Genomic DNA, 25,185 nt, shown 5'->3' on the forward strand with positions numbered 1-25,185 from the left:
GTTTAATAAATCAATATAATTAGTTATAAATACTGAGATAAATAGAGGATGCGGCGTTTATTTTAGTAAAAACGATAAGGGGCTCGGCAGAGCCTGACGACCTAACGTTTTTTAAAAAATAATCTGACCGGATAACCGGAAGCCGCTGACCTTAAGGACTGGTCTGTTTTTCAGCCAAAATCTACGTAATGGCCGGTATTGTAGGTCTGGTTGACATAGCGTAGTCTGACCGGCAAAGTTGCAAAATGTCGCGTTAACCTACATCCATTAAGAGCCGGGTTATTTCTATGCAGATATTATTACCTGAACGCAATCAGACGCCACTAAGCGGCGACCAGCATCATCTTCTCCAGCAATTTATTGCCGCTTTATCGCCGGAGCAAGCCGCCTGGGTTGGGGGATATTTGACCGGATTGGTTGCCAACAATTTACCCGCCGTCGCAGGCGCCGACGATATTGCCGATATTACCATTCTGGTCGGTTCGCAAACCGGCAACAGTGAAGCGCTGGCCGAACAAATGCACAGCCTGGCTGCCGGTCGTGGCTTAAAAACGGTCGTCAAAAAAATGGGCGATTATAAATTTCCGCAATTGAAGGCCGAGAAAAACCTGCTGGTCATCGTCAGCACTTACGGGGAAGGCGAACCGCCTGACACTGCCAGGGAATTGGTCGAGCATTTATTCAGCAAGCGCGCTCCGTCACTCAAGCACGTGCAGTTTGCCGTGCTTGGCTTGGGCGATTCCGGTTATGAGTTTTTCTGCAAAACCGGCATTGATTTTGATCGCCGGTTGGAGGAGTTGGGGGCAACGCGGATTCATCCCAGAATTGATTGCGATGTGGATTACGAGTCCAGCGCCGAAGCCTGGATGGATGGGGTGTTAAATGAACTGTCCGCACGACTGGAAACAAAATCCCAAACGGCAGAGCTGTCGCCGCCGTCCCTTGCAAGCACATCCGTCTATTCCCGCAAGCATCCGTTTCCTGCGCTGTTGCTGGAAAATATCGTGCTGAACGGGCGGGGCTCGATCAAGGAAACCCATCATCTGGAATTGTCGCTGGACGGTTCCGGCCTGACCTACGAGCCGGGCGATGTGCTCGGCGTTTATCCGACCAATGCGCCCGATGTGATCGATGCCCTGTTGCAGACGCTGCACTTTGACGGTACGGAACGGATTACGTTTGATGAGAAGGATTGCTTCCTTTATGACGCGCTGTTCAGTCATTATGAAGCCACCACCATTACCCGACCGGTGATACGGAATTACGCCTTATTAGCGAATAATCGGAAACTGGATCAATTGCTGCACGACAAGCAAAAACTGAACGACTATCTGCATGGCCGTGAAATTATTGACCTGGTAAGCGATTTTCCATCGGATAGTCTGTCGCCGCAGGCGTTCGTCGACTGCCTGCGAAAGCTGCCGCCCCGTTTGTACTCAATTGCCTCCAGTCTGAAACAGCATCCCGACGAAGTGCATATAACGGTGGCTGCGGTGCGTTACCAGGCGCACGGTCGGGACCGTAAAGGCGTTGGCTCGACGTTTCTGGCCGACCGTATCGGCGAGGATGCGACTATCCCCGTTTATATCGATCACAACACTAATTTCAAGCTTCCTGCCGACCCTGCCACGCCGATTATTATGATCGGTCCCGGTACCGGCATTGCGCCTTTTCGCGCTTTTGTCGAAGAGCGTGAAGCGGTGGGCGCGACCGGTAAAAATTGGCTGTTTTTCGGCGATCAGCATTTCGAGACCGATTTTCTGTATCAGGCCGAATGGCTGCGTTACCTGAAAAACGGGGTGTTGACTCGCATGAACGTCGCCTTTTCCCGTGATCAGCAACAGAAAATCTATGTGCAGCATCTGATGGACGAACACGGCAAGGAACTGTATGCGTGGTTGCAGGAGGGCGCTCATCTTTACGTCTGCGGCGATGAAAAACGGATGGCCCATGATGTGCATGCGGCGTTGCTGAAAATAGTGGCGGCTGAAATCGGTACGGACAATGCGGAAGGCTATGTCGTAAATCTGCAAAAGACCAAACGCTATCAGCGTGATGTGTATTAAATGAGAGGGTTAAACGATGACCTATGTAACGTATGTCTCGTTCCCACGCGCTGCGTGGGAATGCAGTCAAGGCGCGCTGCACCGCGAGTCACGGGCAACGTGTCGAAATGCGGAGTGTATCGACGTAGGACGCAGCGCGTGAGAACGCGGGAAGCTCCAGCTTCCGTCTCGCGAAGCTGCGACTGCATGGATGCAGGAGGTAGAGCAACGCAGGGAGCAGTTGCCGAGAGCTTCGCCTACTGGGTTCCCAAGCAGGAGCTTGGGAACCAGCGTAACGCTATCAGCGGGATGTGTATTGATTGTGAGGGTTAAACGATGACCGAACTAACTCCGGAAGAATTGGCAAAACGGGTTGAAGTCGAGCGGATCAAGGATGCCAGCAATTATCTGCGCGGCACGCTGGTCAAGAGTCTGCAAGACCCGCTGACCGGCGCACTGGCCGAGGATGACACTCAGCTGTCCAAATATCACGGCATTTATCAACAGGATGACCGCGACTTGCGGGACGAACGCCGCAGGCAAAAACTGGAGCCGCACTACCAGTTTTTGGTGCGCATCCGCGTACCGGGCGGGGTGTGTACTCCGACGCAATGGCTGGAAGTGGACCGCATCGCCAACACCTGGTGCAATAATACTATCCGATTGACCTCGAGGCAGGCTTTCCAGCTGCACGGCATCGTCAAGCGCGACCTGAAAAAAACCATTGCCGAAATTAACGCCGCGTTGCTCGATACCATTGCCGCCTGCGGCGACGTAAACCGCAACGTCATGTGCAATCCCAACCCCTATCAATCGCGGCTGCATGCGGAAGTCTACGAATATGCACGACGCATCAATGAACATCTGACGCCCCGGACCACCGCCTATCATGAAATCTGGCTGGACGAGGAATTGCTGTCCTCGACCCGACAGGACGAAGAGCCGATCTACGGCAAACATTACCTGCCGCGCAAATTCAAAATAGCTATCGCCATTCCGCCCGGTAACGATGTCGATCTGTTTGCCAACGATCTCGGCTTTATCGCCATCGCCGAGGATGATCATCTGCTCGGATTTAACGTCACTGTCGGCGGCGGCTTGAGCATGACCCAAGGCGACACGTCTACCTACCCGCGTCTGGCCGACGTGATCGGCTATTGCCCCAAGAATAAGGCGTTGCAGGTCGCCGAGGAAGTCGTCAAGATTCAGCGCGATTTCGGCGATAGAACCCAGCGCAAACACGCGCGCTTTAAATATACCCTTGAGGATCGGGGCGTCGACTGGCTCAAGTTTGAATTGAACCGGCGCTTGGGCTGGAACCTGGAGCCGCCCCGGCCATTCGTGTTCGAACATTCCGGCGACCGCTACGGCTGGGTGGAGGGCGCTAACGATACCTGGCATTACACGTTGTTTGTCCCGAACGGCCGCATACTCGACACCGAGGATTGCCCGATGATGACCGGGCTGCGTGAAATCGCCAAAGTGCATGACGGCGATTTCAGGCTCACCGCCAACCAGAATTTGCTTATCGGTCAGGTCAGCAGCAAACGCAAGCCGGTCATTGACGCGTTGCTGGAAAAATACAGGCTGGCTAATACTCATGACCAGACCGGGTTGCGCCTGAATTCGATGGCCTGCGTGGCTTTTCCCACCTGCGGCTTGGCTATGGCTGAAAGCGAACGCTACTTGCCGTCGCTGCTCGATAAGCTCGATGTGATCATCAAACAGGCCGGGCTTGAAAATGATCCGATCCTGATTCGCATGACCGGCTGCCCGAACGGCTGCGCGCGTTCAGTACTGGCTGAAATCGGCTTTATCGGCAAAGCGCCGGGCAAGTACAACCTGTATCTGGGCGCGGGTTTTTATGGCCAGCGCCTGAATAAACTGTACCGCGAGAACATCAACGAGGAACAGATTCTTGCCGAACTAAGCCCTATTATTCAACGGTATGCCCAAGAGCGGGAACCGGGCGAACGATTCGGCGATTTTGTGATCAAGGCCGGTTATGTCAAAGCTGTGTTGGCGGGTAAGGATTTTCACTGGTGACGGTTCAAACTTGTCGTCGATATAGGGCAACTTTCTATGCCCGCTATGGGTTTGTAGCGCTCCCCGATGCTCCACTTACTCCGTGCGTGCCTATCGCGGACAGCCCTTAAGCCGCAAGTGACAGAGAAAATGCAAGTTAGCCATTGGCGCTGACTTCGGCATCAAGCGATTCCGGCGAAAATACCGGTGCCGAGGCGCGTTCGTAATAACTGCCCTGCACCAGATCGAAACCGGCATTGCGAGCCAGCAGATCGGACTTTTTTTGATCGATTTGTTGCAGGATGCTTTGCCCGCCTGTTGAAACGACCAGCGCTTTTAAATCGCGCAATTTTTCAAATATGGCATTGTCGCGGACATGGTCAAGATGCCGCGCCGACAAACTGACGTAATTCGGGGACAGCTTGCTAATCAGATCGAACGATTGGCCTTCCTGCGCGACGTAATCGAACTTAAGCGCGATTTGATAACTCCTGTGCCGGTAATTATCCAGACCGGTGACCAGCTCCTGGTAATGTCGGGCATAGTTGCTGTTTACCGCCATAATGATAACGACATTCTTGGTTTCCAGGCCGCACTGTCCGATCACTTCTTCAAAATAGGCGCCATGATCCTTTTTAACGCCCAGTATATGGCGCGGATCGACTTCCACGAACAGCGCGCCCTGCAAATGGGTTATCGGCAGGTAATTGAGCATATGAACGGTGCGGGATAAGCGGTCGAAATTGATGATGGATTCAAAATCGTTAGCTTGGTGAGGATGGTTACTCAGCAAATTTTCAATTTCGTCTGAATACAGGTATTGGACTTCATGAGTGGAAACCTTAAGTTTCGCGCCATGGCCGACAATCTCGGCGGGTTTTTGCGCCAGGCGTATTGGCGAAAAAACACTGCCTATTTTAATTTGACCGAACAGCGCGCTTATTGTTCCTTCTTCCAGAATAAAGGGACGAAAACTGGAGCGATGCTCTTGCCCGAAGCGGTCATTGAAATATTCAACTAGATTTTGTAATGGCATGAATTTATCCTCAGGTCTGATAAAGGTTGTACTCATCGGCGGATGTTCCGCTTCAGGCTGTATTGCAATGGATTCAAATCGTAAAGAATCTGTACCTTTTCCGGTTTAAAAAAAGAGGCGGGTCGAAACCCGCCCCGAAAACGATCCTTGTATAGAGAGGAGGTACACATAAAATGACATCAAACACACGTTGCAAACACTGTCGCACTATTTTTTACGGCCGTTCTTTGTGGTTGGATATAGCTTAGGGGGATTTTTACTTTTAATAAAACGATATTATTCGATAGTTATATCTAATAAATAGATAAAAAGCGCTGTTCATGCAACAAAGCTTTTGAAATCTCTTTTGGGACTTCCTTCATTCGATGGGGGGAAACAGATTATGCGTGATATGACCTGGTTTTTATGTGGGAAACGCCTCGGCAATTCACCTGATGGATTGCTTAAGCCCAGTATTCGCGCCATTTTCATCGCACAAACCTAGGATATATAGCAATTAGCGCGCCATTTGTAGTGGCAAATTGTCGCGCGGCAATCGGTCACATTTTCAAGGCGGCATTTAGCCATTAGAATGCATGCAACTCTTGTATGCGCCCCCTCTCCTAAAGGGATTAGAGTTAGCTATATCCTTCCTCTCTGTGCGGCCGGCAACCCTGGCCGCATCTTTTTATTCCACGGAAACGGAATTACTCAACTGATGCGTTCCGCTCTATTAATGATCAAGATTTGACCGGATAAATCGCTTTCCATAAAGCGGGTCGCGGCACTGCCTTTATCTTTACAACAAGCAAAAACACTACCGCCGGCATTGAAAGCCATTGAACGTTTAGGCAACGATAATCTTGAAATTAATGGCGCTAAGCCGTGTCTTACAAGGCTGCATATAACGGTGGCGCACTTTCAATTGGATGGCCGCTTGCACAGCGTCTCTGGTAGCGTGTCTTCCGGGACGCAAGTTAAAGTCGGCATTCAGCGCCACCGCGAAAAGAAACTGCACCGACTGGAACAGGCGCTGGTAAAAATCGTGAGTCAATCGGAAAAAAACCTCAAGTGGTAACCGCTGATGCCGGTGGCTGGGAAGCGTTTTAAATGATAAAGATCAGTACTTGAATGTGAGTAAATCAAAAATAACAGATCCATTGCTCAATGCTTGCAGCATGAGCGATCAATCTAAAGCTCAGCGATTTGGCATAGCTTCATTATCAAACAAACATAGAACGACAACTCTTAAAAAATAGAACTACTCGCCTGTTATAATGCTCGGTTTTTTAGACGCATTAAACAAGGGCTAGTTTTTATGAATTGGGGATACACTTTTTCCGGTCTTGCAGTAGGTCTGCTGGTGGGTTTGACCGGCGTGGGCGGCGGATCGCTGATGACGCCATTGCTGGTCTTTCTGTTCGGCTTCAAACCTGCCGTCGCGGTGGGGACAGATCTTCTGTTTGCCGCCATCACTAAAACCGGCGGCGTGTGGGTACATCACAACAAACATAGTTCCGTAGACTGGAAAATCGTCGGCTGGCTGGCGCTGGGCAGCATACCTTTTGCGCTGGCTACTTTGTTTGTACTCAAACATTTTATGGAAGTCGGTAAGGAGATCACGGGGGCAATTACTTTTACGCTGGGTGTTGCGCTGCTGCTGACCGCTTTTTCGCTGATAGTGCGCAGCATGTTATTAAACCGGGCGGCGAAAACAAAGCCTATTGATGATGAGCATAGCACGCCCCAAAATGCCGGCCGCTTCAAGCATCTGCAGATACCCGCCACCGTATTGATCGGCGCTGTGCTGGGCATATTGGTGACGTTGTCGTCTGTCGGAGCCGGTGCGCTGGGTACTGTCGCGCTGTTATTTCTTTATCCCAGGATGACCACGCTGAAAATTGTCGGCACTGATTTGGCTCACGCCATTCCGCTCACGGCGGTTGCCGGTCTGGGTCACCTCAGTCTGGGTAACGTGGATCTGGTTTTATTAGGCAGCCTGCTGATAGGCTCCTTGCCCGGCATCTGGATTGGCAGTCATTTGAGTGCAAAGATTCCTGAAAAAATTTTACGGCCGATTTTGGCTTGTATTCTGATGTTAATAGGGCTTAAATTCGTACTGCAATAAACCCCATTGTATGCACCATCACTAATAAAGAGGATGAGAACATGACTGAAAATATCCGTCCACCGCTGCCGCCATTCACTGCCGAAACGGCCGCACAAAAAGTACGGGCGGCCGAAAATGCATGGAACACTCATGACCCGGAAAAAATAGCGCTGGCTTATACCGTTGATAGCCAATGGCGTAACCGGGCTGAATTCCTTGCCGGACGCGAAGAGATTGTGCAATTTCTACAGCGAAAATGGGCGAAGGAATTGGAATACCGTCTTATAAAAGAGTTATGGGCTTTTCATGATGCGCGTATTGCGGTGCGGTTCGCTTACGAATGGCATGATGCCTCGGGTAACTGGTTTCGTTCTTACGGCAATGAGAATTGGGAATTTGACCAAAGCGGTTTGATGAAGCGTCGCATAGCCAGCATCAACGATTTGCCGATAGCCGAAGCTGACAGGGTGTTTCATTGGCCAATGGGACCTAGACCCGACAACCACCCCGGTCTGTCCGAACTTGGATTTTGAGGCTATTTAAAGCATAAAATGAGTTCGGCGCCGGTTGATTTATCTGTGGCAAGGCTTATATTTTAATATAGGGGAGGCAATGCTTTTTTGTGGTTGTCATAACAGAAAAATCAACAGGCAGGTGGGTTATGAATGAAAGCTCGACTGATCAAACCGATACTGAAAGATTGCACTCGTTAAAGCGGCTGGCAACGGCCGTGTACCTGTGTCAGGTGCTGGCCTTTGCTTTTGCCGGGGTGCCGTTGCTAGTGGGTGTGGCGATTAACTTCATGAAGCAGAGTGAAGTTAAGGGGACTTTTTTGGAATCCCATTTTGACTGGCAGATCAAGACCGTTTGGATAGCTCTGGCCGGTCTTGCATTGTCCGGATTGACTTTTGAGTTTGGTGTCGGGTTTTTTATTCTGATTGCAACGGTAATGCTGATGGTCTACAGGATTGTAGTCGGATGGAATGCGCTGGCTTCTGATCGACCGGTTAATGACTAACTGATGTTACGCATTACATAATAAAAAGCGGGTATAGCAAAACATATAGCCGCCATAGGCTCAATAAATTGTTCTCGTCCCCACGTGCTGAGCGGCGAGATACGACTCAGGTCGCATATACGGGACGTAGCGCGTCCTGCACTGCGTTCCCACGGAGCCCCGTGGGAAACGAGAGCGAAGTGTTGTAGGAGCGGGCCATGCCCGCGATAAAAGCACGACAAATCTGCAACTACGTCCAAAGGTCGCGGGCGTGGCCCGCTCCTGCGGAGTGTTGAGAAAACTAAGCTGTCCCTCCAGATGTTCCGGTTTAAACGCCCCGGCCTTCAATTCGACAACCACATAGCAGCGCAACATCAGTGACTAATTAGCTGCGCAATAAACGCGACGAGCCAGGTCATCGGCCTGTCGGCAGGATGCAGCTAATAGTTCTTTAACACGGTGTTTTTTAACCCGAATTTAATCATTTCTTAATGTTTGCTTTGGCATATCTTAATGATTCCTTAGTTATAATTAGCGTTTGTAACTCTACTCGCTCTTATCGCTATGACCAGCCAAGAAAACTTTAGAATTGATCTGTTCAAAATTAAAAAGTCAGCCCTGTCACTCGGTTTGGCGATTGGATTAATGCTGCTCAGCGGCTGTCAGACGTTGTCGTCGCTTTTCCCCGAGGACGAAAAAACGGTAACCATCGAGCTCCCCGAGCCTCAACCGGAAACCGTAGTTACCCACGAATTCGAACTGTCCGACAGTGAAAACATGGTCGGCACCCTTGCCGCCATCGACACCCGCGAAAATGATGCCTTGCCGGATATTGCCCGGCATTTCGGCCTTGGCTATAACGACATCAGCATAGCCAATTCCGCCGTTTCTCCCTGGACGCCCAAGCCGGGCAGTCGCGTTTTATTGCCATTGCAATTTATACTTCCCGATTCGCCTCATAAAGGCATAGCCCTGAATCTGGCGAATATGCGGCTGTTTTATTATCCAAAAAAACAGCCGCATAAAGTTTACACGTATCCGGTCGGCATTGGCCGTCAGGGATGGAATACGCCGATGGGACAAACCAGCATCGTCGCCAAAGACGCCAATCCAAGCTGGACTGTCCCCGAATCCATTCATCGCGAACACGCCGAAAAAGGCGATTCATTGCCCAAGGTCGTCGGTGCGGGGCCCGATAATCCGCTGGGGCTTTACGCGATGCGTCTGGGTATTCCCGGTTATTTGATCCACGGAACCAACAAACCCTACGGCATCGGCATGCAGATCAGTCATGGCTGTGTGCAGCTTTACCCGGAGGACATTGAAGTGCTGTTCAAAAAAACGACGGTCGGAATGCCGGTGCGCATCATTCATCAGCCCTATCTGACCGCGTGGCATCAAGACATGTTATATCTTGAAGCGCATGAACCCTTGTCGAAATGGGCCAAGCAGAAAGCCAGCCTAAGAAAACAGGTAGTGAAGAAATTGCATGAAGTCAGTGCCAAAAAGGGCGTGGAGGTCGATTGGGAAAAAGTCGAACGCATACTCCAGCGTTCAGACGGCATCCCTACGCCGATACTGATGCAAAGCCCTGATGTGGCGGAAATATCGGCAAACGCTTTGCATCTGAAGCATCCGGAGCAGTTCTACGACCAGCCTGTCATTGAGGCGTTAAAAGAGAGCGATTGGTCCATTTTGGTGGCCAGTTTTAATGACGAAACAAAGGCGCAACAACTGGCAACCATGCTTAACCATCAGGGGCCGATCATACCTGCCCGTAAAGTCTCAAAAGACGATGCCTATCAGGTTATCGCCGGGCCTTTCAAGAGTAAAAAGGAAATGAACGCGGCCGTAAAACGCATCAAAATGGATTTTGAAATTAACAGCGAGCCGTTAAAGCCCCGATTAACTTCAATTAATTAAGTGCGATTGATAGTCTTTAAGCCAAGCATCAAGGTTAAATCCAAACGTTGCGTTTCCGATGTTTGTCGATCATAAATAATTGGGCGCGGATTTTCATAGGATGTGTTTTATAGGAAAATCCTATTGATTGATAGCAAGTCGATATTATACAAATACCTTTTATGGCTTGTAAAATAAGGTCTCCATTAACAAGACCATATGAGAAAGCTATGAAAACTGCAAAACTGATTGTCATGTATCCACAGCCGACCAACCTTGATACGTTTGAGCAACGTTATGCGAACGAGCACGTTCCGATGGCTGTAGAAAAGCTGGCGGGAAAAACCCGCTTTGTTGCGTCCCTGATAACGGGCAGCGTAGGCAGCAATGCCCCTGCGCCTTTTCATCGCATTGCGGAAGTTTATTTTCCGTCCATGCAAGCATTGGAAGATTGTTTGAATTCAGCAGGCGGACAAGAGACAGCGGGACACGCGGTTGAAATTTCAACGGGGGGCGCACCGGTGTTTTTAATTGCGGAAGTTGAAAGTTTTGATTTTTAGGCCTTGATAAACAGGAGGAGAACTGTCAAATCTCTCCTCAAGTCCACAGACCTTGGCACGGTAAATTGGGATGCACGAAATAACCCCGGCATGAACTGAATGCTGGGGCTTTTTCCGTATCCATCTTTCTACCGTGCTGCTCGCTACCAACATTTGCCGGGCGATGCAGGTTAAGGCTCATTCAGCTTTTCTGCATTGGCAGGGTGAAATGAAAAGTGGTGCCTTTTCCCGGCTTGCTATTGAAATGTAACGTGCCTTCGTGAGCTTCGATGAGTGAACGGCTGATGGATAACCCCATGCCCATGCCGTCTGCCTTGGTGGTGTAAAAAGGCGTTAATATTTTTTGTTGTTGGTCTTCATCAAGCCCCGGTCCGTTGTCTTTTACCCTGACTCCTACGGCATTATCGGCAATCAAATGGCTATGGATGGTTATGTGGCGTTGCCGTTCGGTGGATATGTTTTGCAAGGCTTCAATACTGTTTCGGATCAGATTTATGATGACCTGTTCAATTTGTATATAGTCGATAGAGAGCAGCGGCAGATTGTTTTCCAGCTCAAATGTCAGCCTTATGTCGTTCTGTTTAAGTTCGGCAATACACAGGCCGACAGCGTCATGAATCAAGATATTAAGATCGGTGGTTGAACGATGTATGGAATGCGATTTGACAAACTCCCTCATGCGATGAATGATCCGTCCCGCTCGTAAAGCCTGTTGCTGCGTTTTGTATAAGATCTCGGTCAGCTTGAGCAGATCGGGATTTTCAGTGTGAATAAGATTTATGCTGACTTGCGTATAACTGGAAATCGCAGCCAGAGGCTGGTTGACTTCATGGGCAATGCCTGACGCCATCTCTCCCATCAGCCCAAGGCGGGTGACGTGGGCGAGTTCGTCCAGATGTGCCTTGTCTTGCTGTTCCCGGTGTTTGCGCGAACTCACATCACGCACAATATGGGTAAAATAGTGCGCATTATCGATTGAAAACTCCGCAACCGACAGATCCAAAGGCACCACGGAACCGTTGTTATAAATGCCTTCAACTTCCTGAATTTGACCGATAGATTTTATTGAATGGGGAAAGTTGTAATCATCTATAGGTTGTTGTTTATGTTGTTTTGGCGATGATTGTATGAGTTTGTTAATGCTGCAACCAACCAGATCTTCCGGTTTATAGCCGAACATGGTTTCTACCGCGGCATTCGCGGACACGATGGTATCGGCCATATCAGTGGTGATAATGCCTTCCACGGACGCATTAAAAATGGAGTTGAGTCTGGCTTCAATTTGTTTGCGCGGGGTAATGTCGTACAGAATCACCAAATGTTCACCCGAAAAATTGTGATGAATCGCAGCGGCAGACGCCAACACGGTTTTAATGCTGTTGTTTTTGCAGTGAATATCCACTTCCATCGGTGGACATTCGGTCTGCTCCTGTTTGGCTTTTTCCAGCGTCTTTTGCCAGGTCGTCGCGGCCCAGTCGCGATAGACCGGATCAAGGTAGGCTTTCGTCCACCAGTCTGCCAGAGTGGAAATATCATCCATGTTGTAACCGAAGGTTTGCACAAACGCCGGGTTCAGGAGGGTAATATTCAACTGCTCATCGTGCAACGCCATCGGCACCGGGGAAACTTCGATAATCGAGCGGAATTTTGCTTCACTGGTTTTCAGCTCATTTTCCATGACTTTACGCTCAGTGATGTCCAGCGCCACCCCATGGAGTCGGACAATAGCATCATTGCCGTCCTGTATTGCTTCCCCGCGCGCCAACATCCATCCGCGTGTCCCGTCAGCCCTGACCATTTCAAGTTCCAGCTCATAGGACCCCCCCGTTTTCTGTGTGTGGAGCAGAGCGCTGCTCAACCGTTCCCAGCTTTCAGGGGTAAACAACCGAAAGTACTCTGTGTAATCGGGCGGAGGCAACTCCGGGTTTAAACCCAATATGCGGTAAAGTTCCTCCGACCAAACCACATGATGAGTCGTCAAGTCCAGCTGCCAGCTGCCCATATGGGCGATTCTCTGCGCTTCTTGCAGTTCTTTCCGGCTTTGTTGTAGAGCCTGATCCGCCTGTTTGCGCTCCGAAATATCGGTATGGGTGCCGATCATGCGCAAGGGCTTGCCGTCTTCACTCCGGCTGACTACCGAGCCTCTAGCCAGAATCCATTTGTAGCTGTTATCTTTGCAGCGCAAGCGATGTTCAACGACGTAAGTTGGCTGCTTTTCGTCCAGGTACGCTTGTACCATTTTTGCAACATATGACTGATCATCGGGATGAATTCGGTTTAGCCAATCTTGGCGAGTAGGCAGGATATCGTCTTCGGCATACCCTAACATTTCTTTCCAGCGGCCTGAATACTTGACTTCGTCGGTCTTAAAGTCCCTGTCCCATACGCCGTCGCCGGAACCCTCAATGGCAAATTTCCAGCGATATTCGCTTTCACGTAGCGCATCTTCGGTTATTCTGCGCTCGCTAATATCGCGAATATAGGCGCTAAAAAAATAGTTCCCTCTTTGATTCAGCGCACCGACAGTCAATTCCATTGGAAATTCCGAAGCATCGGCGCGCAAACCGGTAATCTCCAAACGCTTGCCGATAATGGTTGACGAGCCTGTCGCCAAAAATCGTGATAAGCCTTGCCGATGTCTTTCCCGATAAGCCGGCGGAATGATTAACTCTGCCATTTCACGTCCTAATGCTTGCTCGCTGGGGTAGCCGAAAATATGCCCGGCTTGGGCATTCCAGGCTATTACCTTGCCGTTGTGATCCATACTGATGATTCCATCCAGCGCTGAGTCCAGCAATAGCTGGGTGCGAGCGATATTTTTCTGTAGCCTAACGTTAGAAATAAGTAGCGCTTTCTCTGTTGATTTTCTTTGTTCTATCTCAGCTTGCAGTTGTCTGGCGCTGGGCGCAGACAAGGCGCTGGGAATAGCTCTTAGCATCAGCACGGCGGTAGCAACCGAAATAATTGCCGTACAGGCTTTAAGCAAGCCGTCCAGCCAATATAACGGTATCCAGATCGCGACAGCCGACAGCAAATGCATGGTGCCGCAGGCGACAATAAAACCGGCAAATAGGACAGTCAGCCACGGACAGGGGAAATCCTTACGTCGCCGGATAAAGGAGATGATAATAAAGGGGATCGAATAATAGGCGAGAGTGATCAGTAGATCTGAGATGGCATGCAGCCAAAGCAATAAGGGACTCCACGACAGGCAATAGCCATGAGGAATGAAGTTCTTAATACCAAAAAGGTCAAACCACCGCTCCCATTTGTCGTGTTCGGACATAGAAGTCTAATTAATGCTTATAAAGATCCTCTATGTTATCGTAATTTCAGGTTTTGACGTCAATAAAGTTGAGATTTGTCCTGACTGTGACTGTTATTCACGAAAGCCAAAAGTAACGCCTCCAGGCGACACGAAAGAGATGAAAAGATTTAGAGCCGATGTTCTTCCGATTAACGGATGTTATGCAACAGTTATCGAGAATTTATCTTCGACGTTTTCTAAAATATTCACCTCAGTTTTTTCATGTGGCGAAAAGCAAGCCCGACCAAGCCAGTTTTACGGTTTGTGGTGCATTAAATGATGCGGGTGACCTGGAATAGCATGACGGGCGTGATCGCTCAATTGAGCGTCGAACCATTGATGAATGGCCTCAATTAGCTTGGGATCATCCGTTGAGTAGTCGATCTCGGCGCCATTAGGCAGCTCCTTGTAGATAACTTTGATCTGATCCGGTTTGGCTGTTTTCAATTCCGCTAAACCGGGCATATTTTCGCCATGAATCTTGGCCGGGTTGGAGAAGTCGCCTTGAACAAACTCCTTTGAAATTTTTGACAGGTGCTCGCGTATTAACTTGATTTGCTCAGCATTGGAACTGTCTTTGGCGATGACCTGCTGCAAGCCGCCCTTCCCGGTTTTTGAGAAAACATGCGTAGTCTGCTCCAAATTGAAAGGCATGACATGCGAACCGCGTTGCGCAATTTCATCAAGCCGATCATCGCCGGCTTTTTCCACTGCCTGGGCTGATACCGCTATCAATAAAGCGGCCGAGAGGGATGCAATTAATCGTTTCATCATTTGATTTCCTTTGTAGCGCTGCTCGCCATGTGAGTTTATTACCAGGGGCATTGTTATTTGCTGATGTTACGCAATAGCTAAGCAATGTCCACCGCGAAGAAAAAATAAAATAGCGCCTCGTATCTTCGCGGTGATTTTATGTAATTTGCGTAACGTCAGCTATAAAAACTTAATAGTTTATCGTCATACCCACATTGAACGAGCGCCCCATGCCCGGAACCGCGATTCCCTTGGTGCTGACTTCCCCGATATAAGTACCGCCCAAAGGAAGGGCGTAATTTTTATCAAGAATATTGTCTATGCCGCCATCGATCCGCAAATGTTTCCAGGTATAACTGCTGCGCAGGTTGAGCAGTGCATAGCCCGCTGTTTTTGGCTCCAAACGGACGGCTTGCACGTCGGTTTTAGGCGCTACTATTTGCGTTTCGATCGTATTGGCCCAGCCGCCGCGTTGATGCTCAAGCGCTACCGTCGCATTAAACGGCATCTGTTGGTACAGATTGTCGCCGGTGTCATTGTTCTGGCCTCTGACATAATTTAAAACGGTTTTACCGGTCAGGCTGCCGTATTTTGCGGTATCCAATAACAGCTTGGAGCCGGAAACGTCTACGCCGAACAGATGCGCATCGAAGTTGGCCAGTTGCAGTAAATTAAACGCGCCTCCGTTAGCAGGCGACGGGCTGACACAGGTCACGCCATTAGCCGGCTGGCAGAGTCTCGCATCGATATAGTTTTCGACGTGAGTGTAAAAGGGCGTGACTTTAGCTTCCCAGTCTTCCTGGTTGGCATCATGCCAATTGGCTGTAGCGCTGACGGTGTGAGCGACTTCCGGCTTAAGGTTAATGTCGCCGACATAGCCGTTGCCGTCGCCGACCCAGTTGTTCATATACATCGCCATAGGATGAGTCATTCCCATCATCGTGCGTCCGCGAGACCAGGCAAAGCGCTCGTAAAGGTTGGGCGAGCGGGTCTTTCTGGCGGCCCCCAGTTCATAAGTCTGCATGTCATTCGGGGTGTAACGGGTTAACGCGGTCCAGTCGATATTAATGTCGGTTTGTTTTTTATTTTGGCCATTAACAATCCGCGCTTCCGGTGTGATGACGCCATAATCCATCACGTCACCGGCATTCATTTCCACAGCGCCGACACGGGCGCCCAGTTGAGTCAGCCATTGCTGGTTCCAGCGGCCTTCCCACTCGGCAAAAAGATCGATGCGATCGCGTTTTCCTTGATTGATATTCTGGAATGGCCCCGGTCCTTGCATCATTATCATGGGGTTGGGGCCGATTGGATCCCACCAGTCGTCTAAACGATAACGCTGATACTCACTGCCCACGGTCAGCAAGTGCTTGTCGGTGATGTCGATATTGGCTTTTACCGACAGGCCCTGGTTAACGCCATTGGTATCCATCGGCATGGTACGGGTTGGCGTGGTCATTTTGTCCGCCAGAAAGTTCATCTTGTGCTGGGCATCCTCGTGATAAGCGCGGGTTTCAATATTTCCCCACTGGAACTGGCTCTTGGTGAAGACATTGGCGAACCAGCTGTCGTCGCCGGTCATATCCATACGCACGTTGGGGAAGGCTTGATAAGGGATGTTTTGCTGTCCGACCTTGATCACAGCAAGATGATCGTCGTTGCGCAAGGCCAGCGACAGCGATTGGTTCTCCGATTTATAGGCTGAAGAAGCCACAACATCATTACCGTTTTTTGTATTTCGGGTAGTGAAATTTCCGCCCGCTTTATAATTCCGCGACTCTACCGTTGAGCCGGTGTACTTAAGTTCGGCATGTTCGTTGGCTATCGATGCGGAAATATTGCCTCCGTGTGCATCGCCATTGCTGCGATAAAAGACCGAGCCCTGGCCTTTTACCAAGGGAGCCTCGCCATCCTCGGCAAATTCGGGATCGGCTGAATTAACGCGAATAGTGCCGCCGATACTGTCGCCACCCATGCTGACCGGCGTGATTCCGGCAAGCACTTGGGTGCTGAGCACACTGGATGGCGCGACATAAGAGAGCGCAGGATTCATGTGATTGGCGCAAGCCGAAATCAAATTCATACCATCGACTTGAACCCGTAAACGATCGTCCGCCAAGCCGTGGATAACGGGTCGGCTGGAAATACCGCCACCGCCGGAGAAGCTCACGCCCGGCGTACCTTTGAGCATATGTGCGGTATCGCTGACAGCGGTTCTGGACAGCGCTATTTTGGAAGGGTCGAGATAGCTGCCGAACGGCTGATCGATGTTGGACTTTTGAGCTTTGATGGTCAGCATGTCCAAAACCAGCGGTTCTTCTGTATTTTTTGTACTTTTGTCTTTTTGATCGGATTTGGCGACGGCCACAGGAGCCTTAACCGCCACAGTGTTGTCCCCGGTGAACGTATAGTCTAGCCCGCTTTGCGCCAGCAGTTTTTCCACTGCCTCGCGTTTACTGTAGTTTCCTTTCAGCGCCGGGCTTTGTTTGCCGACTAAAGTGCCGTCCGCGTAAAAGGGTTGCAATCCTGTTTGCCTGCTCATGGCCTCTATCGCTGCGGCTAGCGGTTGCGCAGGGATGTTGAGGTTGAAAGTGCTTTCTTCGGCTACGGCAGTTCCCATGACCATCACCATCGGCAGGGTTGCTATCAGTTTGGGTAGTGTACGCATCAGTTCTCCTTTAAAGTTTGTTTTGTTGTGACACTAACTTATAAGACTGATTTGGCGGTATTAGACCGCCACTTAGTACGAAAAAAAATTGTATCGTTCCCATATTCCAGGTTCGTAGGGGGTAAATTCACTTCTACAATGGTTTTTCATGGGAGCCGCCTTAGCTTAATAGCACCCTTATAGCGACGCAACGGTAGCAAATGAATGCCCTTTGACTATTCTATGGATACCTAATAGACTGACTAACTATCATTTATCAGGGGAATCACCATGCGCAAAGAAGTACAAATGTCCATCAAGATGGAGCCGGAATTGAGAGATCAATTTGTGGCTGTTGCCGCCAGTGTCCATCGTCCGGCCGCTCAAATTGTACGAGAACTGATGCGGCTTTATATCGCTCAGCAACAACAGCCGAATCAAGCGACACGCACCGCAATGGAAGAACTGGAACAAGGTAAGGGAATGCGCTTCGCTTCGGCAGATGAGTTGTTTAAAGATTTGGAAATTTAATGTGCTCAACCTAATTCGTTCCAGCCAATTTAAGCGTGATGTAAAAGTTGTCAAGAAACGTAGTAAAGACATGGATAAGCTAAGGACATTACTTATTCTGCTACTTGAGGGAAAAACGCTTCCCGCAGAATACCTGGATCATCCTCTTAAAGGTAACTGGAATGGTTATCGAGACTCACACCTCGAACCGGATTGGCTATTAATCTACCGTATTTCAGGCGATGATTTATATCTTGTAAGAACAGGGTGTCATGCTGATATTTTTAGCAGTTAATGGTTACAAAACTCTCTAAGCTAATCAGCCGGGGCTATGACGAAGGTATTTGTTACGGTTTGGCTTACTTTGATCGGCAAGGCGCCGGCAATGGTGTTGAGCGCAAGGCTTAGATTGTTGGTGGGAAATACTCCGCTGACCTTAAGCGACTGCAAGCGCGAATCGGGCACTTGCAGCGAGGTATCGTGATAGCGACCCAACTGCTCCAGCACGCTATTCAAGGGCTGGCCTTTGAATACCAGTTGTCCTTTTTGCCAGGCGGTGGCAGCATCGATATCAATAGGTGAAATGGCGGAGGTTTGCCCGGTCGAGTCGTAACTGATCTGTTGGCCGGGAATCAGGTTTTGCGTCGTGGAGCTTTGGCTTGATGCAACGCTGACTTCGCCTTCCAGCACCGTTACCGAGACGCGATCGGCTTGCCTATAAATATTGAAGCGAGTGCCGATGTCCTGAATACGGCCCCCTGCGGCGCTGACTTCAAAAGGTTTTTCCGGGTTGTGAACGACTGAAAACAGAGCCTCGCCGCGTTCCAGTTTCACGCTACGCGCTGTCCAGGTGTACTGTACGCTCAGTTCGGTATCGGTATTGAGGTCGATGCGCGAGCCGTCGCTAAGCTCGATGCTGGTGGACTCGCCTTTGGCGGTACGGTAAATGTCGGTGCTAAGCCATGTCCACCCAAACGGACTGAAACCGGTTATAAGGATAAGCGACAAGATTCCCGCCAGACGTTTTTTAGTCAATGCGCGCCGGGACTGCCGGGTTTTGCGCAGATAGGCGCGTGCGGCCGCAAGTTGGGGCGCGGCAAGCGGCTCAATTCGACTTAATCCTTCCCAAAACGCTGCAACGTCCTGGTGAGCGATGCGATGAGCCTCGCTTTGCGCCAGCCAGACTTCGAAATCATGCCGTTCCTGGTCGGTACAATCGCCGGAATGAAGTCGTGTTACCCAAAAAACGGCTAGTTCATGGACGGAGCCTGATGAGGTGTCGTAAGTATCAGTCATAGAATAATGGAGCTGTGAATGGCGCAGTATAAAACAATAGCGGCTGCCGGTGTGCGCCGATTTAGCCCTGACTGCGCAGAGTATGGGTAAAACAGTGGACAAGCGCCTTGGCGCAATAGCGTTCCACGGTTCGCCGGGGCAGCTGCAAGGCATCGGCGATTTCGAGGTGGGTCAAGCCGTCGATCCGGTTCAGGAAAAAAACATGACGGTATACCTCGGGCAATGTTTTCAGCGCCGCCAGACAATTCCGCAGCAAAAGTTCTCCTTCCATTAGCGCTTCCGGTCCCGGCAGCGGCGAAATCAGGTCATCCGGTTCGACTTCATCGGTCTCGGTGGGCTTGTTGCGAACGGTCTCCTTGCGGTGGTGATCGAAGCCGAGATTGGCGACCACCTTGTAAAGATAAGCGCGCGGATTACTGATGGAGGCGGGTTCTGGATGCTGTAGGAAGCGCAGATAGGTTTCCTGCACCAAGTCTTCGGCCGCGAAATCGCCCACCCGCCAACCGGCGAAGGCCAACAGCTCTTTGCTGTGATGCTGGAACAGGCTGTTGAGTAGATCGTGTTTGGATTTAGGCATTGTTGGGCAACTGTTAAAGTCGGGAGTCAGGCTATGATTTGCAAGTTTTAATAAACAAAAGCAGTATCCATGCCACAATTAGATATGACTTGCGTACGCGTGTTCGGAAGCCAGTGTTGGCAGGGCTTGCGCTGTATCGAACAAGATTATTTTGGTATTGATTGGAATAGGAGGGAGTTGGTGTCGCTGGTAAAACTGTGTGATATGACACAGTGAAATAAGGCATATCACGTACGGTTTTTGGGTAGGGTTAGCCTGTTGGTATTGCTGATTTTACTTGTCGGCGCGTCGGACAAAAATAAACAGCGCATAATCCGGTATGGGATAATGATCGCTTTTTAAGCTCACAATAACGCCATGCAATTCCCGATTCAACGCCTGCTTAGCCGGGCAACCTGGCTTAAGGTTCATCTTTATCTGGCATTAATCGCCGGCTTCTTTTTTGCGCTGATGGGACTGACCGGCAGTCTTAGCGTTTACCGCGAAGAACTGGACGAGCTGTTGAATCCAAAACTGGTTATCGAGCAGCCGGAAAGCAAGCGTCAGTCGCTGGATAAAATTATGGCGGCGGTGCATGCGGCACATCCGAACCGCTACGGCTCCTGGACGTTGGAGCTGCCCAGGTCTTCGCATGGCATGATTACGGTCTGGTACGATAAACCCAGAGAGACTTTCTTTGAGCTGTATGCGCCGCTGATGGTGTCGGTAAATCCTTATACCGGCGAGGTCGTTGCCAGTCGGTTCTGGGGGCAAACCGCGACTACCTGGTTGCTTGATCTGCACTCCCAGCTTCGACTTGACCGCTTCGGCTGGAATGCGGTGGGTATTTTTGGAGGATTGCTGATGGTGTCTATCGGTACCGGCGTTTACTTGTGGTGGCCGGGTTGGCGGGGAATCCTGAGTGCTTTAAAGATTCGTCATAATGCCGGTATGATACGGTTTGCGTTCGACCTGCACCGCCTGATCGGGCTGCTTAGCGCATCGATCTTGTTGCTGCTGGCGTTCACCGGTTTTAATCTGAGTTATCCTTCGGTGTTGGAAACGCTGGTCGGTTCGTCCGGCATGGAACATGGCGAAACGGGGCGCAATATCATCAGCACGGCGACGCCCAACAATCATCCGGTCGGCCTGGAATCGGCGGAATTTGTTGCGCGCGGCCCGTTCCCCCGCGCCGAACTCAGGCGGGTTACCACGCCCGCCGGCGACAGCGGGATTTATCGGATTAATTTGCGCCAAGGCAGTGAAGTCAATCAACGGCATCCCTATACCACGGTTTGGGTGGATAGATGGAGCGGGCAGGTCAAAGAGGTACGCGACCCGTCCGCATTTACGCAGGGTGAAACTTTCGCGACCTGGATATGGCCTATGCATACCGGCGAAGCTTTTGGCGCCACGGCGCGGTTTGTTTGGTTTCTTAGCGGTATAGGGCTGTTCGTTCTCTACGTCAGCGGCTTGCTGCACTGGCTGCATCGGCGCGGCAAGGTCAAGGATCGGGAGATTGATGTTGCCGCGTTGCGACCGCTGTTGTACCGGCTGCAAGAAGTGGGCTGTCGCGCCGGGTTGGCGCTTTTTAAGCTGACCGTTTTGCTGCTGCAAAAGGCAAAGCTCCATGCACCACAGGTTATGAAAGGCTGTACAACACTATTGCAACGGCTGCATTCGATGCTAAACCGACAAAAACGGCTGGGGAAAAATGATTGGGAGTGACTTAAATGACAGGGGAAATTATATAGAGGGCAAAGGTCTTTTGCTCCCGGCCGTACCGATTAAGCCGGTTTTACCTGACGTATTTTGAAATTCGATCCCAACTTTGCGGAAATTGATTTTTTATTATGGTTTGTTCCGCCAATTCCATATCTTCATATTCAAATCCAGGCGATACCGCTTCACTGATCAAGCCGAATTCTCCCGTCTCTAACTCGGTTGCTTTCCAGCAGCCGCCTTTGACAATTAATTGCAGTTGTTGGCCGTTATCAAGATCAACGCCCAGTATCTTCTTCTCAAGATTACCGTCAGGATGGAGGATCAAGTAGGTTAAAGGGGAGCCGCCGTGAAAGTAATGGATGATATCCGATTTATTCTTATGCAAATAACCTATTGGGCTGTCGTCAGTCAGCATGTAAAAAATAGAGGACAGCAAACATCTCGGTTTCAAATCGGCAGCTATGCCGGTTTTTAGGTCGGAACTATAGGTTCTTGAAAAATAGCCGCCCTCAATATGGGAAACCAATGATAGCTTTTCGATGAGCTGTTGTTTGTTCATGTCATCCTGCCTAATGCAAGCTGTAATGCGGCGGCGAAAATATCCATCATTAGCCGCTGACTAATAGGGGAAAGACTGGAAGGGGATTGTTCTATGTTGTAAAGGCGGCCGATTGACCGCCTTTACAAGGGGACTTGGTGCGCCGTCAGTCGATTCAGGACTGACGATTAAAACCAATTAATTTGGCAAAGCTGATAACTTTTGTTGAACTTGAGCAGTGACATCAATCTGTTCGCTGGCATAAATAACGCCGTCTGTAAGCAGTAAATCAAAGTTTTGAGTTTTGGCTATATCGCGTATAACTTCAATGATACGGCTTTGCAATTTACCCAATTCTTCATTACGACGCACATTAAAGTCTTCGCTAAATTCTTGTTGCGCTCTTTTTGCATCTCTTTTCTTGTTCAGAATGTCTTTTTCCATGTTAGAGCGGGCTGACTCGCCCATCACCGCTGCATCACGGGTCATTTTTTCATCCATGCTTTGAATTTCTTTTTGTTGAGCAACTAATTGCTTATCGCGCGGCGAAAACTCTTGTTCCAGACGTTTTTTGGCTTTTTCAGCTTGGGGGGCTTTTTCAAGAACGGCGGGTATATTGACAAAGCCAATTTTTAAATCAGCAAAGCTCACATTAGTAATAAGTAGCAGTCCTAAAAATAAGGCAATTTTCATTTTCATCGTTAAACAAGTCTCTGGTTGTAGTGAAATAAATAGGAAATGGAAAAAAACTTGGAAGTTTTGTTGGATTATAAGGGGGGCAAGCTTATTAAACAAAAGATTTGAGCAAATTGTCTTGTAATTTCTAATTTTATGTTGAGAAGTTTCAGTTATGCGGACTGTACCAAATTAACGGGCGACCGACCGGTTGCCCTATGCGGCATCGTTTGTTCAGATTATTTGGATTTCCTTAACAGCCTGCCTGACTGGCGCATTTTATGCACATGTTGGAATAAGGGACGATTTTTAAGCGTTCCTTGCCGATCGGTTTGCCGCAAACCTGACACAGCCCGTACTGGCCTTTATCTATTCTGGCGATAGCCTGTTTGACCATTTCTATTTCCGTTCTGGCCGCATTGCCCAAGCTATCCAGAACTTCGTCATTCTCAGCTTGGGTCGCCTGTTCTTCAAAGTCTTTGTCTAAAGGTTCTTTGACATCATGAGTAATTTTAGCCAGTCGATCATCAAGGTCTTCCAGCATTTCAATTAAACTGTTGCGTACTTCTTTATATTCTTTCATGGCAAATCCCTCTTTTCGGTTCGGCCTGTGTGCGTTTGAATCTTGCTTTATAATAAAGTCGAATTTCAATACATTTATAATCCAAACATCCTAACACCCCTCATGCAAAATGCAATCAATCAGCTATTAGATTCAGCCAATAAGGTCATTCTCGGCAAGCCCCGGCAGGTTCGGCTTGCACTTTGCTGCCTGCTGGCTCGCGGCCATCTGTTGATAGAAGATATTCCCGGCGTCGGCAAAACCACGCTGGCCCATACCCTGGCAAAACTGCTGGGTTTAAATTATCAGCGGATTCAGTTCACCAGCGATATTTTACCGGCCGACATCATCGGCGCTTCGGTATTCGATGCTAAGAATCACGAATTTAAATTTCATCCCGGCCCGGTTTTTAACCAGATGGTGCTGGCGGATGAAATCAACCGCGCCACGCCCAAGGCGCAAAGCGCTTTGCTGGAAGCGATGGAAGAGCATCAGGTGACGGTGGAAGGAAAAACCTATCCGCTGCCTCAGCCTTTTTTTGTGATTGCCACGCAAAACCCGTCCCATCAAATAGGCACGTTTCCGTTGCCTGAGTCGCAACTGGATCGTTTTTTAATGCGCATTGAACTGGGCTATCCCGACCATCAGGCAGAAAGGCAATTGCTTATCGGACAAAGCCGCCACAGTTTGTGCGAATCGCTGCCCGTAAAACTGCCGCCTGCACAATTGCAAAGAATACAGCAGGCGGTTAATGAGGTTCATGTATCGTCCGCCTTGCTTGATTATTGCCAAGGCATCATTAACTTTACCCGCGATTCATCCGAGTATCACTGCGGTTTGTCGCCCAGAGCCGGGCTGGCATTGCTGACTGCGGCCAAAGCCTGGGCGTTTATGGATCAGCGCGATGCGGTTATCCCGGAAGATCTTCAAGCCGTGCTGGCGGCTGTTGCGGGGCATCGGCTACGAGCGGGCAACACCCAATCGGAAGCCATCGTCGCGCCCATTTTAGCTAACGTTGCCGTCCATTGAATTTAAAAGAACGCTTTAGGCTCAGCCGGTTTGTTTCCGGTGAAAAAGCCGTCGATGCGCCTGTTGTTTTAAATCACCGGCGTATCTTTATCTTGCCCACGCAACGGGGCTTGGGCTTTGTGTTGCTGATTACCGTGCTGTTGCTGATTGCCTTTGTTTATAACAATAACCTGGCCTATATGCTGGCTTTTTTACTGGCGAGTATTTTTTTCGTCACCATTTTGCACAGCTACAAAGCGTTAGCCGGTCTGGTGGTGCAAAAAGGCCGGAGTCAATCCGCGTTTGCAGGCGAAGCAGCCGGGTTCGACATTCATATCAACAACCCTACCGGTATGGAACGCCACCAGTTACAGATTACACTGCAAGACACTCAAAACCTGGACATGCAGCCGCAAAGCGCCGCTCATGTCACGCTTTATTCGGTAACTAAAAAAAGAGGCCGGTACCAAGCGGGATCTGTCACGCTCTCAAGTACTTATCCTTTGGGCTTGTTTCGCACTTGGTCGCCGATTCGCTTTAATCTTCATACGTTGGTTTACCCCAAACCGGCTCATCTTGAAATACCTTTTCCAAAAACGCCATCCGCGCAAGCCCAACAGGGGTTTAGCAAGAACGGCGATGAATTTTACGGCCTGCAGGAATACCAGTCCGGAGATTCCATCAAGCACATACACTGGAAAGCGTTTGCCAAAGGTTTGGGCGTATTTAGCAAGCAATACGGCGGCGAACAAGCATCAGAGGAAATCCGGCTGGATTACGACCAAACGCCCGGACACAATATTGAAGAACGTTTAAGCCAACTGTGTCGCTGGGTAATCGATGCGGAGCAAGCAGGCATCCGTTACGGTTTTTCTTTGCCGGGATTAACACTGCCTCCCGATAGCGGTTTGGTGCATTACCGAAAATGCCTGGAAGCATTGGCGCTGTTTTGAT

22 protein-coding genes are annotated in these 25,185 nt (G+C 49.8%); 13 read left to right on the top strand and 9 right to left on the bottom strand.

What is annotated here, in order from left to right; translation table 11 throughout:
• Positions 1 to 287: 287 nt before the first annotated feature.
• Positions 288 to 2,066 (top strand): assimilatory sulfite reductase (NADPH) flavoprotein subunit, encoded by a 1,779-nt coding sequence (locus tag Q8L79_RS04150; protein WP_305268233.1) that lies wholly within the window; start codon positions 288 to 290, stop codon positions 2,064 to 2,066.
• Positions 2,067 to 2,381: 315 nt separating this feature from the next.
• Positions 2,382 to 4,091 carry an assimilatory sulfite reductase (NADPH) hemoprotein subunit gene (gene cysI / locus Q8L79_RS04155; protein WP_305268234.1) on the top strand — a complete coding sequence of 570 codons (1,710 nt, stop codon included), beginning with the start codon at positions 2,382 to 2,384 and terminating at the stop codon, positions 4,089 to 4,091.
• A gap of 136 nt (positions 4,092 to 4,227) precedes the next feature.
• Here the strand turns inward: cysI and Q8L79_RS04160 are convergent, their stop codons facing one another.
• Entirely contained in the window at positions 4,228 to 5,106 is an 879-nt protein-coding gene (locus Q8L79_RS04160; protein ID WP_305268236.1) for a hypothetical protein, read from the bottom strand.
• An 808-nt stretch (positions 5,107 to 5,914) separates the two neighbouring features.
• Here Q8L79_RS04160 and Q8L79_RS04165 point away from each other — a divergent pair.
• The 6 genes from Q8L79_RS04165 (at position 5,915) to Q8L79_RS04190 (ending at position 10,654) form a co-directional block, all read left to right on the top strand.
• Positions 5,915 to 6,163, top strand: a complete 249-nt coding sequence (locus tag Q8L79_RS04165; protein ID WP_305268237.1) for a hypothetical protein — start codon at positions 5,915 to 5,917, stop codon at positions 6,161 to 6,163.
• A 240-nt stretch (positions 6,164 to 6,403) separates the two neighbouring features.
• Positions 6,404 to 7,213 carry a sulfite exporter TauE/SafE family protein gene (locus Q8L79_RS04170; RefSeq protein ID WP_305268239.1) on the top strand — a complete coding sequence of 270 codons (810 nt, stop codon included), beginning with the start codon at positions 6,404 to 6,406 and terminating at the stop codon, positions 7,211 to 7,213.
• Between the two features lie 41 nt (positions 7,214 to 7,254).
• Positions 7,255 to 7,728, top strand: coding sequence for a nuclear transport factor 2 family protein (locus Q8L79_RS04175; RefSeq protein ID WP_305268241.1), 474 nt, complete (start codon positions 7,255 to 7,257; stop codon positions 7,726 to 7,728).
• A gap of 128 nt (positions 7,729 to 7,856) precedes the next feature.
• Positions 7,857 to 8,213 (top strand): hypothetical protein, encoded by a 357-nt coding sequence (locus tag Q8L79_RS04180; RefSeq protein ID WP_305268243.1) that lies wholly within the window; start codon positions 7,857 to 7,859, stop codon positions 8,211 to 8,213.
• Positions 8,214 to 8,756: 543 nt separating this feature from the next.
• The gene (locus Q8L79_RS04185; protein WP_305268245.1) at positions 8,757 to 10,115 is read left to right on the top strand and encodes a L,D-transpeptidase family protein; all 1,359 of its coding nucleotides are present in this window, start codon (positions 8,757 to 8,759) and stop codon (positions 10,113 to 10,115) included.
• Positions 10,116 to 10,324: 209 nt separating this feature from the next.
• Positions 10,325 to 10,654 carry an EthD family reductase gene (locus tag Q8L79_RS04190; protein ID WP_305268247.1) on the top strand — a complete coding sequence of 110 codons (330 nt, stop codon included), beginning with the start codon at positions 10,325 to 10,327 and terminating at the stop codon, positions 10,652 to 10,654.
• Between the two features lie 181 nt (positions 10,655 to 10,835).
• On the opposite strand, the gene Q8L79_RS04195 is transcribed toward Q8L79_RS04190, so the two are convergent.
• The 3 genes from Q8L79_RS04195 to Q8L79_RS04205 form a co-directional block, all read right to left on the bottom strand.
• Positions 10,836 to 13,940, bottom strand: a complete 3,105-nt coding sequence (locus Q8L79_RS04195) for a PAS domain S-box protein (RefSeq protein WP_305268249.1) — start codon at positions 13,938 to 13,940, stop codon at positions 10,836 to 10,838.
• 276 nt (positions 13,941 to 14,216) lie between these two features.
• Positions 14,217 to 14,735 carry an aspartate carbamoyltransferase gene (locus Q8L79_RS04200; RefSeq protein WP_305268251.1) on the bottom strand — a complete coding sequence of 173 codons (519 nt, stop codon included), beginning with the start codon at positions 14,733 to 14,735 and terminating at the stop codon, positions 14,217 to 14,219.
• Positions 14,736 to 14,904: 169 nt separating this feature from the next.
• Positions 14,905 to 17,382 (bottom strand): TonB-dependent receptor, encoded by a 2,478-nt coding sequence (locus Q8L79_RS04205; RefSeq protein WP_305268252.1) that lies wholly within the window; start codon positions 17,380 to 17,382, stop codon positions 14,905 to 14,907.
• Positions 17,383 to 17,652: 270 nt separating this feature from the next.
• On the opposite strand from Q8L79_RS04205, the gene Q8L79_RS04210 reads away from it, so the two are divergent.
• Positions 17,653 to 17,892 (top strand): hypothetical protein, encoded by a 240-nt coding sequence (locus Q8L79_RS04210; protein WP_027148760.1) that lies wholly within the window; start codon positions 17,653 to 17,655, stop codon positions 17,890 to 17,892.
• A 1-nt stretch (position 17,893) separates the two neighbouring features.
• Positions 17,894 to 18,166 carry a type II toxin-antitoxin system YafQ family toxin gene (locus Q8L79_RS04215; RefSeq protein ID WP_305268253.1) on the top strand — a complete coding sequence of 91 codons (273 nt, stop codon included), beginning with the start codon at positions 17,894 to 17,896 and terminating at the stop codon, positions 18,164 to 18,166.
• Positions 18,167 to 18,186: 20 nt separating this feature from the next.
• On the opposite strand, the gene Q8L79_RS04220 is transcribed toward Q8L79_RS04215, so the two are convergent.
• Both Q8L79_RS04220 and Q8L79_RS04225 read right to left on the bottom strand, forming a co-directional pair.
• Positions 18,187 to 19,167: a FecR family protein gene (locus tag Q8L79_RS04220; protein WP_305268254.1), complete on the bottom strand. Its 981-nt coding sequence runs from the start codon at positions 19,165 to 19,167 to the stop codon at positions 18,187 to 18,189.
• Between the two features lie 61 nt (positions 19,168 to 19,228).
• Positions 19,229 to 19,744 (bottom strand): RNA polymerase sigma factor, encoded by a 516-nt coding sequence (locus Q8L79_RS04225; protein ID WP_305268255.1) that lies wholly within the window; start codon positions 19,742 to 19,744, stop codon positions 19,229 to 19,231.
• A gap of 357 nt (positions 19,745 to 20,101) precedes the next feature.
• On the opposite strand from Q8L79_RS04225, the gene Q8L79_RS04230 reads away from it, so the two are divergent.
• Entirely contained in the window at positions 20,102 to 21,451 is a 1,350-nt protein-coding gene (locus Q8L79_RS04230) for a PepSY domain-containing protein (RefSeq protein WP_305268256.1), read from the top strand.
• A 70-nt stretch (positions 21,452 to 21,521) separates the two neighbouring features.
• Here the strand turns inward: Q8L79_RS04230 and Q8L79_RS04235 are convergent, their stop codons facing one another.
• The 3 genes from Q8L79_RS04235 to Q8L79_RS04245 form a co-directional block, all read right to left on the bottom strand.
• On the bottom strand, positions 21,522 to 22,007 hold the full coding sequence (locus tag Q8L79_RS04235) for a cupin domain-containing protein (RefSeq protein ID WP_305268257.1): 486 nt from the start codon (positions 22,005 to 22,007) through the stop codon (positions 21,522 to 21,524).
• A 177-nt stretch (positions 22,008 to 22,184) separates the two neighbouring features.
• Positions 22,185 to 22,685: an OmpH family outer membrane protein gene (locus Q8L79_RS04240; protein WP_305268258.1), complete on the bottom strand. Its 501-nt coding sequence runs from the start codon at positions 22,683 to 22,685 to the stop codon at positions 22,185 to 22,187.
• 229 nt (positions 22,686 to 22,914) lie between these two features.
• Complete coding sequence (locus tag Q8L79_RS04245) at positions 22,915 to 23,244, bottom strand: TraR/DksA family transcriptional regulator (RefSeq protein WP_305268260.1); 330 nt, start codon at positions 23,242 to 23,244, stop codon at positions 22,915 to 22,917.
• 102 nt (positions 23,245 to 23,346) lie between these two features.
• Between Q8L79_RS04245 and Q8L79_RS04250 the strand changes: the two genes are divergently transcribed.
• Positions 23,347 to 24,252 (top strand): MoxR family ATPase, encoded by a 906-nt coding sequence (locus tag Q8L79_RS04250; protein ID WP_305268261.1) that lies wholly within the window; start codon positions 23,347 to 23,349, stop codon positions 24,250 to 24,252.
• The gene (locus tag Q8L79_RS04255) at positions 24,249 to 25,184 is read left to right on the top strand and encodes a DUF58 domain-containing protein (RefSeq protein WP_305268263.1); all 936 of its coding nucleotides are present in this window, start codon (positions 24,249 to 24,251) and stop codon (positions 25,182 to 25,184) included. Before Q8L79_RS04250 ends, Q8L79_RS04255 begins: the two co-directional genes overlap by 4 nt.
• Position 25,185 lies beyond the last annotated feature (1 nt).

The organism is Methylobacter sp. (assembly GCF_030680395.1).
Taxonomy (GTDB): Bacteria; Pseudomonadota; Gammaproteobacteria; order Methylococcales; family Methylomonadaceae; genus Methylobacter_A.

What these genes read in the sequence shown, in the direction of transcription:
- Q8L79_RS04180 (WP_305268243.1), top strand. Translation starts at nt 7,857, where the DNA reads ATGAATGAAAGCTCGACTGATCAAACCGATACTGAAAGATTGCACTCG.
- cysI (WP_305268234.1), top strand. Translation starts at nt 2,382, where the DNA reads ATGACCGAACTAACTCCGGAAGAATTGGCAAAACGGGTTGAAGTCGAG.
- Q8L79_RS04185 (WP_305268245.1), top strand. Translation starts at nt 8,757, where the DNA reads ATGACCAGCCAAGAAAACTTTAGAATTGATCTGTTCAAAATTAAAAAG.
- Q8L79_RS04160 (WP_305268236.1), bottom strand. Translation starts at nt 5,106, where the DNA reads ATGCCATTACAAAATCTAGTTGAATATTTCAATGACCGCTTCGGGCAA.
- Q8L79_RS04250 (WP_305268261.1), top strand. Translation starts at nt 23,347, where the DNA reads ATGCAAAATGCAATCAATCAGCTATTAGATTCAGCCAATAAGGTCATT.
- Q8L79_RS04170 (WP_305268239.1), top strand. Translation starts at nt 6,404, where the DNA reads ATGAATTGGGGATACACTTTTTCCGGTCTTGCAGTAGGTCTGCTGGTG.
- Q8L79_RS04200 (WP_305268251.1), bottom strand. Translation starts at nt 14,735, where the DNA reads ATGATGAAACGATTAATTGCATCCCTCTCGGCCGCTTTATTGATAGCG.
- Q8L79_RS04210 (WP_027148760.1), top strand. Translation starts at nt 17,653, where the DNA reads ATGCGCAAAGAAGTACAAATGTCCATCAAGATGGAGCCGGAATTGAGA.
- Q8L79_RS04190 (WP_305268247.1), top strand. Translation starts at nt 10,325, where the DNA reads ATGAAAACTGCAAAACTGATTGTCATGTATCCACAGCCGACCAACCTT.
- Q8L79_RS04225 (WP_305268255.1), bottom strand. Translation starts at nt 19,744, where the DNA reads ATGCCTAAATCCAAACACGATCTACTCAACAGCCTGTTCCAGCATCAC.
- Q8L79_RS04195 (WP_305268249.1), bottom strand. Translation starts at nt 13,940, where the DNA reads ATGTCCGAACACGACAAATGGGAGCGGTGGTTTGACCTTTTTGGTATT.
- Q8L79_RS04240 (WP_305268258.1), bottom strand. Translation starts at nt 22,685, where the DNA reads ATGAAAATGAAAATTGCCTTATTTTTAGGACTGCTACTTATTACTAAT.
- Q8L79_RS04220 (WP_305268254.1), bottom strand. Translation starts at nt 19,167, where the DNA reads ATGACTGATACTTACGACACCTCATCAGGCTCCGTCCATGAACTAGCC.
- Q8L79_RS04235 (WP_305268257.1), bottom strand. Translation starts at nt 22,007, where the DNA reads ATGAACAAACAACAGCTCATCGAAAAGCTATCATTGGTTTCCCATATT.
- Q8L79_RS04245 (WP_305268260.1), bottom strand. Translation starts at nt 23,244, where the DNA reads ATGAAAGAATATAAAGAAGTACGCAACAGTTTAATTGAAATGCTGGAA.
- Q8L79_RS04150 (WP_305268233.1), top strand. Translation starts at nt 288, where the DNA reads ATGCAGATATTATTACCTGAACGCAATCAGACGCCACTAAGCGGCGAC.
- Q8L79_RS04230 (WP_305268256.1), top strand. Translation starts at nt 20,102, where the DNA reads ATGCAATTCCCGATTCAACGCCTGCTTAGCCGGGCAACCTGGCTTAAG.
- Q8L79_RS04175 (WP_305268241.1), top strand. Translation starts at nt 7,255, where the DNA reads ATGACTGAAAATATCCGTCCACCGCTGCCGCCATTCACTGCCGAAACG.
- Q8L79_RS04205 (WP_305268252.1), bottom strand. Translation starts at nt 17,382, where the DNA reads ATGCGTACACTACCCAAACTGATAGCAACCCTGCCGATGGTGATGGTC.